We start from the raw sequence: 15744 nt of genomic DNA on the forward strand, positions 1-15744 counted from the left end.
GCGGCGGGCCTCGGCCCGTCACGATGGACGCATGACAGATCACCAGCACGCCTCGACGGGAGCGCAGGCCGGGCAGCCGCAGGACGCGGTGCCCGGGCGCGGCTCCGGCGGTGCGTCCGCGCCGCCCGCACCGGGACAGGAGCCCGGCGTCCCCGCGCCGCCGAGCAAGTTCCGGCGCGACCGGCGGCACGGGACGCTGGGCGGAGTGTGCGCGGGACTCGGCCGGCACTGCGACATGGATCCGGTGATCTTCCGGATCGGCCTCGCCGTGCTCGCCGCGACGGGCGGGCTCGGCCTGATCTTCTACGGTTTCGCCTGGCTCTTCGTCCCGTACGACGACGAGGAGGAGAACGAGGCGCGCAAGCTCCTCTCCGGCCGCGTGGACGGCCCGGCGCTGACGGCCGTGCTCTTCGCGCTCGTCGGCTGCGGGCTCTTCCTCTCCATGCTGAACAACGGCGGAGTGCTGACATTCGCCGCCGTCCTCGCCCTGCTCCTCGCGGCCGCGGGGTACTGGTCCCAGCAGCGCCGAGCGGCCGACCCCGACCCTCTGGCCGCGCAGACCGTGGCCGACGCGCCGCCCGAGGCGCAGGCGCCGCCCGTCACCGGGGCGCCGTCCTGGTGGCGGGACCCGATAGTCAAGGACGGCACCCACGTCGGAGGGACCGGGTACTTCTGGGGGCCCGACAGCGGCGTCGACATCCGGTACGAGCCCACGGCACACGGGCACCGGACGACCTGGGGCCCTGACGTCTCCTCCCACGGCCCAAAGGGCGGGGCACCCAAGCAGCGCGGGCCGCGCTGGATCGGCGGCTGGACGTTCCTGCTCGCGCTGGCCGCGGGCTGCGCGGGCACGGCGGCGACCTGGGACGGCCACCCGCTCGGCACGGCCCTCCAGGCCGGTCTCGCGAGCGCGCTCGTCGTCTTCGGTCTGGGCATCGCGCTCAGCGCCTTCGTCGGACGGACCGGCGCCGGCTCGATCATCCTCGCGGTCATCACGGCGGGCCTCCTCGCCGCGTCGGCCGCGCTCCCCTCCAACATCACCACCCACTGGATGCGCACCCACTGGACCCCGGCCTCGGTCGCCCAGGTGGAGCCGGTGTACGAGCTGGGAACGGGCGTCGGCACGCTCGATCTGAGCGGGATCGATCTCGGCAAGGGCAAGACGCTGACGACGAGAGCGGAGGTCGGGGCGGGGCAGCTCAAGGTCGTCGTGCCGAAGGACGCGACGGTCGTGCTGCGGGCCGAGGTGGGCGTCGGTGACATCCGGCTGCCGGACGAAAAGACACAGGACGTGGACATCCGTCCGAGACAGGAGCAGAGGGTGACCCTCACACCACCGGTGGGCAGCGAGGACGGCGGCACGGTCGAGTTGCGGCTCAAAGTCGGTGTCGGACAGGCGGAGGTGGCCCGTGCCACGTCATGACTTCCAGCCGGGAAAGCTGATCGCGGGCCTGTTCCTGACCGCGGCCGGAGTCCTCTACCTGGGCGCCGCGCTGGGCGGCTGGGAGGTGGAGTGGTTCGCGGTGATCCCCCTGGTCGCCGCCGGCCTGGTCCTGGCCGCAGTAGCGGGCACAGCAACCTACGCGATCCGCCGCCGCCAAAGACCCCGTCCGACGGACTCCAGCTCCCCGTAGGACCGGAAACGGCGCACTGGCGCCCGCCGAGGGGCGCGGGGAGCTGCGCGCCCAGCCGCAACCGGCCAACAGCCAAGAACGCGACACGGGCCCCAAAGCCCCCGCCGCACGAAGAAACCCGTCAGCCAAGCCCGCCCCGGGCCCGGCGCCGAGCCGCAAGCATCGCATCCACCGAAAACACCGAAGCCCCCGCAAGCACCAGCGGCAGCCAAGCCATCAGATAGGCAAGATCGTTGCCGAGGTAATACGGCTCGGTGGCCCAGCTCACCGTCAGCCACAGGCTGAGCGAGATCAGCATGCCGCCCACGGCGGCGAGCCGGGCGAGCAGACCGATCAACGTGCCGATACCGACGGCCAGTTCACCGAAGGCGATCGCGTAACCGAAGCCGGTCGGGCTCTTGAGTGCCAGGTCGACCATGGCGGGGATGGCGGAGATGTCCCGCACTCCGCGCATCTGCTCACCGATCGACCCCGATCCGGTGGCGTGGAAGAACGCGCTGTCGGTCAGCTTGTCGAGGCCCGCGTAGATGAAGGTGACGCCGAGGAAGATCCGCAAGGGAAGGAGTGCAAACCGTTGGGCGTTGTCCCGCCAGCTGCCCCTGCCGTTGACGTAATCGGTATGGATATCCGTCCGCATGCCATGAGTCATCGCCCGTCCGCCGCCTCTCGCACCCGCATCGGTGCCCGCGAAATTGCCCGTCACCAGACTTTACGTACGAGCGGGCGCGACTGTTCAGTAACGTTCAGCTATTGCCGCAGGCCGGACGCGGACGCTCAGTCCGAAACGTCGATCGCGCACCGGTTCGTCTCCACGCCCGCCGCGGTGACGACCTGGACGTCGACCCGCCCCGGCTCGACGTCCACGGGAACCGGGACCGTCAGGGTCGAGTCGGTGGGGTTGGTGAAACCTCCCTGAACCGGGACGAGAGGCACATGGACGTGCACGGGACCGATGCGGACGATCATCCGGGAGAGCCGGTCCGCGGTGGCCGCGCCCGGCGGCACGAAGCCGGCCCCGCGGATCTCGATGTCGTCGCCGGTGCGGATCGGCGCGTCCAGGTCCCCGGCCTCACGGGACCGCACGACCGAAAGGATCACCGGCCGGCCGCCCTCGGCGTACTTGGCCGCGAGGTAGGTGGCCGCGGAGACCAGGACGAGCAGGGCGAGGCCCCACGGCAGATCCGGCAGCTGTCCCGGGCGGCGGGCGAGGCGCACGGCTACGAAGACGAGCGCGACGGCCGAGATCAGCACGTACTGGATGTCGGCGAAGGTGCCACGTCCGGAGTCGTCCGTGAGCAGGTCGGCGGCGCGCGGCCGGTCCGCGCGCACCTTCTGCAGGCGCTGGCCCAGCACGCGCATCCACACGACCCGCCGCACCAGGACGGCGACCCCGCAGACGACGGCGAGGACGGTCACGACCCCGGCGCCCCGGGCGAGTTCAAGGCCGGAGATCAGCGCGTCCCGTTCGCGGTGGCCGGAGGCGCCGGCCAGCTCGCCCGCCACGACGAGCACCGCGTAGACCACGACGAGGACCCAGCAGGCGGCGACGGCTCGGGAGGTGGACAGGCGGTTGTCCTCGCCGACGACCGGGGCGAGCACCCCGCCGGCCGCCCGGTGGACGTAGGCCGCGCCGGTCAGGAGGCCGCTCACGACGACCGCCGCGAGCAGTCCCGCCGTGCGCGCCGGCGTCCAGCCCGCGCCGATCGCCGTGAGCGCCTGCACGATCAGGAGCAGCGCGCACCCGCCCCACACCACGCCGACCGTGCGCGGCCACAGCCCGGCGAGCCACGCGTCGCCCTCGGCACGCCCGCGATCGGCCATGCCCCGCGCGGACTGGGTCAGTTCGTCCGAGACCCACTGGCGGGACGCGCCCGCCGAGTGCGCGACGGCAATGGGCAGACCCTGCCCGGCCGCCAGTTCGTCCCGTTTCGCGAGGAACGCGGCGACGGCCCTGCGGTGCCCTTCGCGCGCCCCGTGCGGGCAGTCGCCGCAGGTGCAGCCCCCGCTGTGCGTTCCCTCTCGCGCCTCCTGGACCGCCACCCGGTACGCCCGCCTTCCCATCCGGAGCCCGCCCGACCCGAACGGCCGCGCGTCAACTTCCGTGTAATGACTGGGAATTGTGCCGTACGCCAGGCCGTCCAGGGCCGCCAGGTCCGGTCAGAGGGGGTGAACAGTGAACGCCGGTGTTGACCCCCGAGGCCACAGCCCCGGCTCGAGGACGACGGCCCCGGCTCGAGGCACCGCTGCCCCGGCTCGAGACGGCACCGCCCCGGCTCAGGACGACACCAGCCCTCCGCTCAGGACAGCAGATCCGGCTCCGCGCTGCTGATCTCCTGCCACAGGGGCTGATGGTTGATCCACGCCACCAGGTCGCCGCCCAGCTGGTCCCGTGCCGCCACGGCCTGGCGGTGGTCGATCAGAATCGGGCGGCCCGCGGCCCGCGCCGCGAGCTGCACCTGGCAGGAGCGCTCCATCGACAGGAACCACCACGCGGCCGAGTCGACGGAGTCGCCCACGGTGAGCAACCCGTGGTTGCGCAGGATGAGCGCCTTGTACGAGCCGAGCGCGGCCGCGATCCGCCGCCCCTCGTCCGGGTCCACGGCCACGCCGGTGTACTCGTCGAGCAGCGCGTGGTCCTCGTAGAAGGCGCACGCCTCCTGGGTGATCGGGTCGAGCAGCTCACCGAGCGTGGACAGCGCCCGCCCGTACAGCGAGTGGCAGTGCGCGACGGCGACGACGTCGGGCCGCGCCCGGTGGACCTGGGCATGGACGGTGAACGCGGCCTGGTTCACATGGCGGCGGCCCTCGACGACCTGCCCGTCCCCGTTGGCGAGGACCAGGTCGGACACGGTGACGTGCTTGAACGGCATCCCGAAGGGATTCACCCAGTAGCAGTCGTCGTACTCCGGGTCCCGCACCGTGATGTGCCCCGACACCCCGTCCTCGTAGCCGAGACGCCCGAAGATGCGCAGCGCGCCCGCGAGCCGCTCCATGCGGTGCCGACGCTCGTCGGCCGGGGAGTCATGGATGGGGGGCATCGCGAACTGGAGGTGTTCGGTGGGGACCGGCGGCGGCGTCTGCGTGGACATGGAGCGGAAGTTACCTCCGAGGAGCGCAGGAGGACAGAGGCGGGCGGTGAAGAGAGTGCGCCGAACTCGTCGCGGGCGGCGCCGCGCATACCGGACAGCAGGTGTCGGGTATCCGCGCCAGACTCGGCGTATGACGTCGAACTGGGCCACTTTCACCACGGCCGAACCGGACCTCGCCAAGACGGTCGAGGAGCGCTTCGGTCTGTTCCAGCACCACATCCTGGCGACCCTCCGCAAGGACGGTTCGCCGCGCACGAGCGGACTGGAGGTGCGTTTCCTGCACGGGGAGTTCTGGCTCGGCATGATGCCGGGCTCGCTCAAGGCGCGCGATCTGCTCCGGGACCCGCGCTTCGCCGTCCAGGCCAACCCGGGCGACGGCACCGGCATGGGCGGCGGGGACGTACGGATCTCGGGACGGGCGCTGCTGGTCGAGGACCCCGAGGTCATCGCCTCGTACACGGACTCGGTCCAGGTCCCCGACCCGGACGACTTCCACCTCTTCCGCACCGAGCTGACCGAGGTCACCCGCACCTTCATCGAGGACGAGAAATACCTGGTCGTACAGGTGTGGAAGCCGGGCGGCGAGCCAGTACGCACCCTGAAGCGCACCTGAGCTGCCCCCCAGACATGAAGGCGCCGCCCACTCCATGCGGCAGTGGGCGGCGCCTTCACACACGGTGTCGGGGAGCGACTACTCCCACTCGATGGTGCCCGGCGGCTTGCTCGTCACGTCGAGCACGACGCGGTTGACGTCCGCGACCTCGTTCGTGATGCGGGTCGAGATCTTCGCCAGGACGTCGTACGGCATGCGCGTCCAGTCCGCCGTCATGGCGTCCTCGGAGGAGACGGGGCGCAGGACGATCGGGTGGCCGTAGGTGCGGCCGTCGCCCTGGACGCCGACGCTGCGGACGTCCGCGAGCAGGACGACCGGGCACTGCCAGATGTCACGGTCGAGACCGGCCGCCGTCAGCTCCTCGCGGGCGATGGCGTCGGCCTCGCGCAGCAGGTCGAGCCGGTCCTTGGTGACCTCGCCGACGATGCGGATACCGAGGCCGGGGCCCGGGAACGGCTGGCGCTGGACGATCTCGTCCGGCAGGCCGAGCTCGGCGCCGACCATGCGCACCTCGTCCTTGAAGAGCTGGCGCAGCGGCTCGACGAGCGCGAACTCCAGGTCCTCGGGGAGGCCGCCCACGTTGTGGTGGGACTTGATGTTCGCCGTGCCGGTGCCGCCGCCGGACTCGACGACGTCCGGGTAGAGCGTGCCCTGGACCAGGAACGCGACGTCCTCGCCGTCGGCCGCGCCCTCGGCGACGATCTCCGCCTGCGCCTGCTCGAAGACGCGGATGAACTCGCGGCCGATGATCTTCCGCTTGGCCTCGGGGTCGGAGACCCCGGCCAGCGCGTCCAGGAAGCGCTGGCTCGCGTCGACGACCTTGAGGTTCGCGCCGGTCGAGGCGACGAACTCCTTCTCGACCTGCTCGGTCTCGCCCTTGCGCATCAGGCCGTGGTCGACGTACACGCAGGTCAGCTGGGAGCCGATGGCCTTCTGGACGAGGGCCGCGGCCACCGCGGAGTCGACGCCGCCGGACAGGCCGCAGATCGCGCGCTTGGTGCCGACCTGCTCGCGGATCGCGGCGACCTGCTCGTCGATCACGTTGCCCGTGGTCCAGGTCGGCTCGATGCCGGCGCCCCGGTAGAGGAAGTGCTCGAGGACCTGCTGGCCGTACGTGGAGTGCATGACCTCGGGGTGGTACTGCACGCCGTACAGCTTCTTGGCGTCGTTCTCGAAGGCCGCGACCGGCACGACGTCCGTGGACGCGGTGACGGTGAAGCCCTCGGGCGCGGCCGAGCAGGCGTCGCCGTGCGACATCCACACGGACTGCTCGGTCGGGGTGCCCTCGAAGAGGGTGGAGCCGGGGCGGGAGACGGTCAGCGGCGTGCGGCCGTACTCACGGGCGCCGTTGTCGTCGACGGTGCCGCCGAGGGTCGTGGCCATCAGCTGGAAGCCGTAGCACATGCCGAAGACGGGGACGCCGGCCTCGAAAATGGCGCGGTCCAGGCGCGGGGCGCCCTCCGCGTACACGGACGAGGGGCCGCCGGAGAGGATGATCGCCTTCGGGTTCTTGGCGAGCATCTCCTCGACCGGCATGGTGCTCGGCACGATCTCGCTGTAGACGCGGGCCTCGCGGACGCGGCGGGCGATGAGCTGGGCGTACTGCGCACCAAAGTCGACGACCAGAACGGTGTCAGGGGCGGCAGCGGGGGACGCTGATGGCACGGCGGCGGCCTTCCGGCGGTGGAACACGAGCAGGGGTCTGTTTTGTCGATTCTAACGGGCCCGGACGGACACTCTTCGTCTCATCCCACGGACGCGGTGGCCGGGGCCACCGAGCCGGGGCATACTGGTCCTGTGACCAAGCACCGCATCGACTTCCTCTTTACCTATGGCAACCGGCCCGCCGGCTGCCAAGGTCGAGCTGCTTGATCACCTGACAAGCGACTTACCGGGCGCCCCGGGCCGACAAGGCCCGGGGCGCTCTGTCATCTCCGGTCCTTGCCACTCCGGGACACCCGTACCCATACGACGAGGAGCCCCAAGATGACCACCACCGCGACCCCCAGCGAAAAGACCGGCGCCCGCACCTCCGAGGCCACCGACGTGATCACCGGCGCCCGCGAGCGCATCGACTCGCTCGACGACCGGATCATCGGCCTGATCCAGGAACGGATGGCCGTCTCGGCCGTCATCCAGGAGGCGCGCATCACCTCCGGCGGGCGCCGCGTGAACCTGGCGCGCGAGCTGGAGGTCCTCGGCCACTACAGGGACGCCCTCGGCAAGCCCGGCACCGGCCTCGCGATGACGCTCCTGGAGCTGTGCCGGGGCCGGGTCTGAGGCCTACTCGACGCACCCACGTTCGGATCCGCTCTCACCCGTACGGCGCGTGACCGGTGCGCGGCACCCTTCGTTGGTCCCGATGTCCGTGCCAGCCAGGGGCGGGCCCGCTCAATCCACGCGTGGCTCCGCTGGAGCGATGAGACGTAGGGATCCATGCCGTACGTCGTGGGACCTCGCTCCAGCGTTTGTGACCGGACGGCAGGGGACAGCAGCCCGGTCACCCAAGAGAACGACCGGTCCCGGGGACGCCCGGGGCCGGTCGGCCTCCCAGCAGAACCCCTTCGCCCCTGTGGTCGAAACGGTCGGTCGAAACGGTTGCGCGCACGACAGACCCGCGAGCACGATGCGGAGAAACCCCCACATCCCACAGAGACCCAAGTCCCGGGCTTCACAAGTGAATTGCCGCAGGCCCGCCCCCTCCGCACGCCACCGCGCGCCGGGGTGGCGACCCCTGGCAGACCCGCACCAGCGGCGCAACCCCCCGGCGCCGCTCCCCCGGCACCGACGCCGCCCTGACGTCGGTGCTGAAGGCCAAGGGCCCCGCGGACTCGTCCGCGGGGCCCTTCGCTGTGCTCACCGGGCCAAGCCGAACTCGCCCGGTCCGGACAGCCGAGGTCAGGCGGTCTTCTCCAGCTTCGCGAGCTGCGCGTCGACGATCACCTGCGGCACGTCGGTCTTGCTCGAGTCCAGCATGTTCATGGTGTAGAACGCCACGACCGTCGAGCCGCTGCGCACCACGGTGAAGGTCATCGGGACCTTGTCGCCGTCGATGACACCCTTCACGTCGTACGAGACCGCCTCGTCACCCGCGTCGGGCGCGGGCCGCTCCTTGACGCCGTTGTACTTGTAGTCGACGTGCTCGTACGCGGTGCAGCTCTTCGAGGCCGTGCGCAGGTCCTTCATGACCTTGGCGGCGTCGGCACCGTCGTGCGCGAGCAGCGCCAGCGAGGTCACCTTGGGGTCGAGCTCGTCCGTCGCCATGAGCGTGCGCACGACCCGGTCCTTCGCCGTCGGCCGCGTCGAGAACATGAACATGTCGGCGAGCGGCTGGCACGAGGCCGGCTTCGCGGCGACGCTCTCGGTCGGCGGCAGGTCGTCCTTGCCCACCTTCTCGACCTTGTAGCCCTTGACGTCGCCCGTGGCGACGACGGCCTTCTCCAGCTCGGCCGCCGTGAGCGCCTTCGCGCCCTCCTCGGCGGGCTTCGCGGGCGCCGTGGTCTTCTCCGAAGCGGCCGACTTCGCCGGCTTCTTGGCGTCGTCGGTGGTCTCGGAGGACCCCCCGCACGCCGTCGTCACACCCAGGGCCGCGACCACGGCAGCGGCCGCCACGGCACGCCTCACACCTGACTTCACATTCCCACCTTCGTCTTCTGCGGCACGGGGCCACCCGTAGGCCTGTACCGAGGCGCCATCCAAGCCCGCCGCCAGCCTCTTTTACCAGCGCTTGGCGTAACGATCGGAGATCGCCGCAAAGGTTGTACGGGGCGCCGGGTGACCCAGCTCACATAAGAATCGTGTGAGGTCGAGGGCAACCATTTCCCGGGGTTGCCGGTCACTTGTGCGGAACCAACGGCCACACCCGCGACCCCACAACGCGGAGGCCTCCCAGCTCGTACTGCGCAGCAGCAGTACGCCGGACTTTCCGAGGTCTTCATGAAGCTTCGCCGTGCCCTGGCCGCCGCGGCCGCGACGGCTGCGATAGCCCCGATCGCGCTCCTTTCGGCGCCGGCCGCGTTCGCCGACGAAACTCCCGACACGACGACCGTCACGACCGAGACGCCGTCGACGCCGGCCGAAACGCCTCCGTCGACCCCGGCCACGCCGTCGTCGCCCGAAACCACTCCGTCCACCCCCGAGTCGCCGTCGACGCCGGCCTCCACGCCCGCGACGACCCCCGTCTCCACCCCGTCGGGCACGCCGTCCGACTCCACGTCGCCGTCGCCGTCCGCGACGCCGACCGAGGAGCCGACCCTCCCGACCGGCATCTGCGAGGAGGACAACGAGGGCTACCAGTCCAAGCTGTCCGTCTCCTTCAGCGGCCTGCCCGGCAAGATCGCGGCCGGCAGCGGCTGGCACGGCTTCACCCTCAACGTGAAGAACCCGACGAAGAGCGACCTCGACGAGGCCATCTTCTACGCGGGTGTCGGCCCGAACGACGAGAACGCCGAGAACGCGTACAAGGCGAGCCAGGTCCGACTCCAGGCGAAGGTCGACGGCTCCTGGGTCGACATCGACGACGGCGACGGCTACTCGTTCGGCTTCCTCGACCTGTCGGGCATCAAGGCCGGCAAGTCCGTCAACTACCAGCTCCGCCTGAACGTGAAGGCCGGCGCCCCCATCGGTGAGGGTCTGACCATCGGCGGCGGCTTCTACAACGACGACGAGCTGGACTGCCTCAGCGACACCTCCGCCAGCTACATCATCCAGATCGTGAAGCCCGGCACGGACACCGACGGGACCAAGCCGCAGGAAGGCGGCAAGGTTCCGATGCCGACCGAGAAGCCGAACGACAACAACACCCAGGAGGTGACCGGCAGCCTCGCTGAGACCGGTTCCTCCTCCATGGTCCCGACCATCGGCCTCATCGGCGGTATCGCCGTCGTCGCCGGTGCCGGCGCCGTGTTCACCGTGCGCCGCCGCAAGGCCGGCGCCACCGCGTAACACCCCTTAGGGGCTGCGCACACGGGAAGGACCTGCGCTCGGAGGGGGGCGCAGGTCCTTCCCGTGTGTCCGTTCCTTTCGGGAACGGGCTACTTCTTCTTGGGCGGGACCGCCGGCATCCCCAGGAACGGCAGCTTCAGCGCGCCGAACGCGTCCTGTGGGACCGCCGGGTTCTTCGGCGCCACCGCCGACAGCCGCGCGTACGCCACGCCCTGCGCCGGACGCGGGTCCTCCTCGCCCTTGTTGGGCCAGTACGACATCGCGCGCTCGGCCTGGGCCGTGATGGTCAGTGACGGGTTCACGCCCAGGTTCGCCGTGACCGCGGCGCCGTCGACGACCGAGATGCCCGGGTGCCCGTAGAGGCGGTGGTACGGGTCGATGACGCCCGTCTGCGGGGAGTCGCCGATCGGGCAGCCGCCCAGGAAGTGCGCGGTCAGCGGGGTGCCCATCAACTCACCCACGTTCGAGCCGGCGAAGCCGTTGATCTCCGCGGCGATCGTCGACGCGGCGTCCACGGCGGCCTTGATCTGCTTGGGGTTGGGCGCGCCATGGCCCTGCTCGGCCGTGAGCAGGCCCTTGCCGACGCCGTCCGGCTTCAGATAGGTCGTCAGCGAGTTGTCGAGCGACTGCATGACCAGGCCGATGATGGTCCGCTCGGACCAGCGGTGGTTGGAGAGCGAACGCGCCAGCAGGGTCGGGTGCTTGGCCACGTTGGCGAGCCACCCGGCCACGCGGGACGAGCCCTGCGCGTACGGGACCTGGAGGATCGTCATGCCGCCCATCGCGTTCGAGCCCTTGCCGTAGCGGACCGGCTCGATGTGCGTGTTCTCGTCCGGGTGGATCGAGGACGTGATCGCGACGCCCTGCGTGAAGTCGACCTTGGGCTTGCCGTGACGCTTCTTGTAGCGGCGGTTGTTGGTCTGGGCGCCGACGAGCGCCTCGGAGTTCGTCCGCGTCAGCTCACCCAACCTGGCGGACAGATACGGGAGTTGACCGCCCGCCTTCATGCGGTGCAGCAGGGTCTGCGTGCCGTACGTGCCGGCCGCGACGATGACGCGCCGGGCCTTGAACGTACGGCCCGCGCCCTTCTTCCTGTCGTCCGTCGGGAGCGTCTGGACCGCGTAGCCGCCCTGCGAGTCGTCGGTGACGGAGACGACCGTCGTCATCGGGTGCACGACCGCGCCCGCCTTCTCGGCGAGGTACAGGTAGTTCTCGTTGAGGGTGTTCTTCGCGCCGTGGCGGCAGCCCGTCATGCACTCGCCGCACTCGGTGCACGCCTTGCGGGCCGGGCCCGCGCCCCCGAAGTACGGGTCGTCGACCTGCGTGCCGGGCGCGGCCTTCACCGAACCGGCCCCGTCCTCGCCGCAGGCGTCCTTGCCGTCACCGAAGAAGACACCCACCGGCGCCATGTGGAACGTGTCGCCGATGCCCATGTCCTGGGCCGCCGCCTTCAGGTGGACGTCGGCCGGCGTCATGGTCGGGTTGAGCCGCACGCCCAGCATGCGCTGCGCCTGGTCGTAGTACGGGCTCAGCTCCGCCTGCCAGTCGGTGATGTCCTTCCACTGCGGGTCCTCGAAGAACGGCTTCGGCGGCACGTAGAGCGTGTTGGCGTAGTTCAGCGAGCCGCCGCCGACGCCCGCCCCGGCGAGGACCATCACATTGCCGAGGAGGTGGATGCGCTGGATGCCGTACATGCCGAACTTGGGCGCCCACAGGTAGTTCTTGAGGTCCCAGGAGTTCTTGGGCAGCGTGCCGGGCTCGAAGCGGCGGCCCGCTTCGAGCACGCCGACGCGATAGCCCTTCTCGGTCAGGCGCAGGGCGGACACGGAGCCGCCGAAGCCTGAGCCCACGACGAGGACGTCGTAGTCGTACGCGGCGTCGTCGGCGCTCCCGGCTTCACTCCGGACAGAGTTCTCCTGTGACACTGGCTCTCCTCGTTGAGAACGGGTGGTGCTCTAACGAAGACGGAAGGTCTTCATCGCCTTCAGGCTGCGGCTCATGAACGCCGCGTACTTCTCGTCGGTCATCCCGAACGACGGCGCCATCGGCATGATCCGCTGGTGCGCGACGGTCTGCGCCTCGGTGTACTTGAGGATGCCCTCGGAGCCGTGGCGGCGGCCGAGGCCCGAGTCCTTCATGCCGCCCATCGGCGACTGGACACTGCCGTACGCGGGCGCGTAGCCCTCGTTGATGTTGACGGTGCCGGTGCGCAGCCGGGAGGCGACGTCGTGACCGCGCCTGGCGTCCTTCGTCCAGACCGAGGAATTCAGGCCGTACGGCGTCCCGTTGGCCAGCGCGATGGCCTCGTCCTCGTCCGTGAAGCGGTAGACGGAGACGACCGGGCCGAAGGTCTCCTCGTTGCACACGGCCATCGGGGCCTCGACGCCGTCGAGGATGGTCGGCTCGAAGAAGTAGGGGCCGATGTCGGGGCGCGCGACGCCACCGGCCACGAGCTTCGCCCCCTTGGCCACGGCCTCGTCGACGTGCCGCGTCACCGTCTCCAACTGCCGCTCACCGACCAGGGATCCCATGTCCGCGCCGTACGCGAGGGACTTGCCCAGGCGCATCGCCTTGGTGCGCGTGGCGAACCGCTCGACGAACGCGTCGGCGATCGACTCGTGGACGTAGAGCCGCTCGATGGAGATGCAGAGCTGGCCCGCGGAGGAGAAGCAGGCGCGGACCGCGCCGGCCGCCGCCTTGTCGATGTCGGCGTCCGCCAGGACCAGCATCGCGTTCTTGCCGCCGAGTTCGAGCGAGACGCCGACGAGGCGCGCGGCGGCGCCCTGGGCGACCTCGCGGCCCGTGCGGGTGGAGCCGGTGAACGAGACGTAGTCGGCGTGCTTGACCAACTCGGGCCCCACGACCGGGCCTTCGCCGATGACGACCTGGAAGACCTCGGCGGGCAGCCCCGCCTCGATGAGCAGGTCGCGCGCCCACAGCGCCGTCAGGCAGGTCTCCGTGTCGGGCTTCATGACGACCGCGTTGCCGGACACGAACGCCGGGAGCGCGTCACCGACGGACAGCTCGAACGGGTAGTTCCAGGGGGCGATCTGGCCCACGACGCCGCGCGGCTGGCGCAGCTCGGTGACCTTGGTGAGGGTCGGGACGGCGCCCGTGTGGCGCTTCGGCTTCAGGTAGGCGGGGGCTTTGCGGCCGTAGTGGCGGGCCGCGACGGCCACGGCCTGGACCTCTTCGTGCGCGTGCAGGCGCGCCTTGCCGGTCTCCAGCTGGATCAGGTCGAGGACCTCGGCCTGGCGGGCGAGCACCAGGTCGTGGAAGCGCAGCAGCACGGCGGCGCGCTGCCGCGCGGGCACCTTCGCCCAGACGGCCTGCGCGGCACGGGCCCGCTCGAAGGCCTCCGTGACGTCCTCGGGCGTGGACTCGGGCAGGTCCGCCAGCTTCTCGCCGGTGAACGGCGTGTGGTTGGCGGTGCGGCCCGAGCCGGCCACACCCTTGGTGAGCTGGGCGACCAGCTCGGGCGTCACCACGTCGGCCGCGGTGCGCGCGCCCTGCGGGGCGGGAGCGACCGGGTTCGTGCCGGTCTTGTCCGTACGGTCCTTGGAGATGGCCTGCGAGTCCGTCATGGCGCGAGCGTAAGCGCCCGTCAACGTTTTGGGTACCCACGGGTAACGAGGTTTCACCAAGCACTCACACGCCGCCAGCGATCGCTGGCAACAAAGCCCCTGATCAGGGCGTTGTCAGGGCCTTCGGTCAGAGTTTGTCGATGTCGAGGTTGGCGATCGCCTGCTTCGCCACCTCACGCCCGCGCTCGGTGAAGTCGCCCTTGCCCGGGTAGTCGATCCAGAGCTGGTACATGTCGCCCGACCTGGTCTTGTAGTAGAAGACCTTCGCCTCTCGCGGCTTGAGCTCGTCGGAATCGCTGTCATCCGTGTAGGTGATCGTGTTCTCGGCGGACTCACGGTCGTTGTACGTGGTCTTGGCGGTCCGGCTGTGCGGAAGGGGCTTGTCCGCCATCTTCGTGTTGTCGCCCTTGTTGATCTCGTCGGAGTCCTTGTACGCCTGCGCGGACGCGGAGCTCGCGATCCCGTTCAGGCTGTCCTCGGACTTCTTCTTGAGATAGAGGGTGATCGAGACCGCGTAACTCGGATCCCGGTAGGAGACCCAGTGATCGGTCTTCAGGATGCTGTTGTCCACCTGGGACCGGACGTACTGCGGCGGCGCCGCGAACGTCGCCGCGAGCGTCTTCTCCTGATGGTCCTGCCACCCCTCCGGCAGCGGGCCCGCGAACGGGTTCGCGATCACCAGGTACGCCACCACCGCCGCCGCGACGACCGCAGCGCCGACGCCGAGCAGCGTCTTGCGGCTGAGGCTGACGCCCTTGCCGCCGGGGCCCGCGAGCTGGACGACCTGAGTGGGAGGCTGATGCGGCGGGTTGGCCGCGCGCTCCAGGAGGTCACGCACGCGCGCCGCGTTCGGGCGCCGGGCCGGGTCCTTGGCGAGCAGGCCGTTGATGGCCTCGGCGAGCGGGCCCTGGGCCGCGGCGGGCGCCGCCGGGGTCGCGTTGATCACGGACTGGAGCGTCGCCGGCGTGTTGCTGCGGCGGAACGGCGAGACGCCCTCCGTCGCCGCGTACAGGACGACGCCGAGGGACCACAGGTCGGACGCGGGGCCCGGGCGCTGGCCGAGGACCCGCTCCGGGGCGATGAACTCGGGCGAGCCGACGAAGCCGCCGGTGTCCGTCAGATTGGTCTCACCCTCGATCTGGGCGATGCCGAAGTCGGTGAGGACCACGCGGTCGTGGCGGCCGAGCATCACGTTGTCGGGCTTCACGTCGCGGTGCAGGACGCCCGCGGCGTGCGCGGCCTCAAGGGCGCCGAGCACTTCGAGGCCGATCCGCGCCGCCTCGCGGGCGCTGAGCGTGCCCTCCTGGAGCGCGTCACCGAGCGTGCGCCCCTGCACGAACTCCATGACGATCCACGGCTGTCCGTCCTCGACGGCGACATCGTGGACGTTGACCACGGCCGGGTGGTCGAGCCGGGCCGCCGCGCGCGCCTCGCGCCGCATCCGCTCGAAGACGGTGGTCCGCTCGCGCTCCGGCAGATGGTCGGGGACGCGCGGCTCCTTGACCGCCACCTCGCGGTCCACCGTCTCGTCCTTGGCCCGCCACACGGTGCCCATGCCGCCGTGCCCGAGCTTGCTCAGGAGCCGATAGCGCCCGCCGATCAGACGCCCGGCACCCGGCTCGGGCTCCGAGGCCTGCCGCGGCGGCACGACCCGCGTGGGCGGCGGCTGGTGCGGGGGCTGCGGGTGCGGCTGCGGATACGCGGTGGGGGGCTGGGCGTACGGGTTCCCCTGCTGGGGCGTGTGCGGCTGCTGCGGCGGCTGGAGTCCGAAGCTCGTCGGATCGTTCGGGCCGTAGGCGGGTCCCCCGTTGTTACTCATGCCCCCATGCCTACCGTGCGGGACGCCTCCGGATCCACTCCGGTCACGCAGTTGTGACCGC

Annotated in this window: 13 protein-coding genes; 5 read left to right on the forward strand and 8 right to left on the reverse strand. The window is 70.8% G+C overall.

Annotation, left to right across the window (positions count from 1 at the left end; genetic code table 11):
- The first annotated feature begins 31 nt into the window (after positions 1–31).
- Positions 32–1423 carry a PspC domain-containing protein gene (locus tag OG698_RS20590; RefSeq protein ID WP_406104589.1) on the forward strand — a complete coding sequence of 464 codons (1392 nt, stop codon included), beginning with the start codon at positions 32–34 and terminating at the stop codon, positions 1421–1423.
- On the forward strand, positions 1410–1634 hold the full coding sequence (locus OG698_RS20595; protein WP_406104591.1) for a hypothetical protein: 225 nt from the start codon (positions 1410–1412) through the stop codon (positions 1632–1634). Before OG698_RS20590 ends, OG698_RS20595 begins: the two co-directional genes overlap by 14 nt.
- Positions 1635–1755: 121 nt before the next feature.
- On the opposite strand, the gene OG698_RS20600 is transcribed toward OG698_RS20595, so the two are convergent.
- The 3 genes from OG698_RS20600 to OG698_RS20610 form a co-directional block, all read right to left on the reverse strand.
- Complete coding sequence (locus tag OG698_RS20600) at positions 1756–2283, reverse strand: DoxX family protein (RefSeq protein ID WP_100594822.1); 528 nt, start codon at positions 2281–2283, stop codon at positions 1756–1758.
- 125 nt (positions 2284–2408) lie between these two features.
- Positions 2409–3674: a hypothetical protein gene (locus OG698_RS20605; RefSeq protein WP_406104592.1), complete on the reverse strand. Its 1266-nt coding sequence runs from the start codon at positions 3672–3674 to the stop codon at positions 2409–2411.
- Positions 3675–3931: 257 nt separating this feature from the next.
- Positions 3932–4723 (reverse strand): class II aldolase/adducin family protein, encoded by a 792-nt coding sequence (locus OG698_RS20610; RefSeq protein ID WP_399971129.1) that lies wholly within the window; start codon positions 4721–4723, stop codon positions 3932–3934.
- 130 nt (positions 4724–4853) lie between these two features.
- Here OG698_RS20610 and OG698_RS20615 point away from each other — a divergent pair, with 130 nt between their 5' ends.
- The gene (locus OG698_RS20615) at positions 4854–5336 is read left to right on the forward strand and encodes a pyridoxamine 5'-phosphate oxidase family protein (RefSeq protein WP_406104594.1); all 483 of its coding nucleotides are present in this window, start codon (positions 4854–4856) and stop codon (positions 5334–5336) included.
- Positions 5337–5414: 78 nt separating this feature from the next.
- Here OG698_RS20615 and guaA read toward each other — a convergent pair whose 3' ends face one another.
- Positions 5415–7001 carry a glutamine-hydrolyzing GMP synthase gene (gene guaA / locus OG698_RS20620; RefSeq protein ID WP_399971250.1) on the reverse strand — a complete coding sequence of 529 codons (1587 nt, stop codon included), beginning with the start codon at positions 6999–7001 and terminating at the stop codon, positions 5415–5417.
- Positions 7002–7322: 321 nt separating this feature from the next.
- Here guaA and OG698_RS20625 point away from each other — a divergent pair, with 321 nt between their 5' ends.
- On the forward strand, positions 7323–7616 hold the full coding sequence (locus OG698_RS20625; RefSeq protein ID WP_406104596.1) for a chorismate mutase: 294 nt from the start codon (positions 7323–7325) through the stop codon (positions 7614–7616).
- A 618-nt stretch (positions 7617–8234) separates the two neighbouring features.
- Here OG698_RS20625 and OG698_RS20630 read toward each other — a convergent pair.
- Positions 8235–8972, reverse strand: a complete 738-nt coding sequence (locus tag OG698_RS20630) for a hypothetical protein (RefSeq protein ID WP_406104597.1) — start codon at positions 8970–8972, stop codon at positions 8235–8237.
- A gap of 300 nt (positions 8973–9272) precedes the next feature.
- Between OG698_RS20630 and OG698_RS20635 the strand changes: the two genes are divergently transcribed.
- Positions 9273–10280, forward strand: a complete 1008-nt coding sequence (locus OG698_RS20635; RefSeq protein WP_406104598.1) for an LAETG motif-containing sortase-dependent surface protein — start codon at positions 9273–9275, stop codon at positions 10278–10280.
- Positions 10281–10369: 89 nt separating this feature from the next.
- Here OG698_RS20635 and OG698_RS20640 read toward each other — a convergent pair whose 3' ends face one another.
- From OG698_RS20640 to OG698_RS20650, 3 genes are all read right to left on the reverse strand, one after another.
- Entirely contained in the window at positions 10370–12205 is a 1836-nt protein-coding gene (locus OG698_RS20640) for a GMC oxidoreductase (protein WP_406104600.1), read from the reverse strand.
- Positions 12206–12235: 30 nt separating this feature from the next.
- Entirely contained in the window at positions 12236–13864 is a 1629-nt protein-coding gene (locus OG698_RS20645) for a succinic semialdehyde dehydrogenase (protein ID WP_406104602.1), read from the reverse strand.
- A gap of 127 nt (positions 13865–13991) precedes the next feature.
- Positions 13992–15683 (reverse strand): serine/threonine-protein kinase, encoded by a 1692-nt coding sequence (locus OG698_RS20650; protein ID WP_406104604.1) that lies wholly within the window; start codon positions 15681–15683, stop codon positions 13992–13994.
- Positions 15684–15744: the final 61 nt, after the last annotated feature.

It is taken from the genome of Streptomyces sp. NBC_01003 (assembly GCF_045162695.1).
GTDB lineage: Bacteria > Actinomycetota > Actinomycetes > Streptomycetales > Streptomycetaceae > Streptomyces.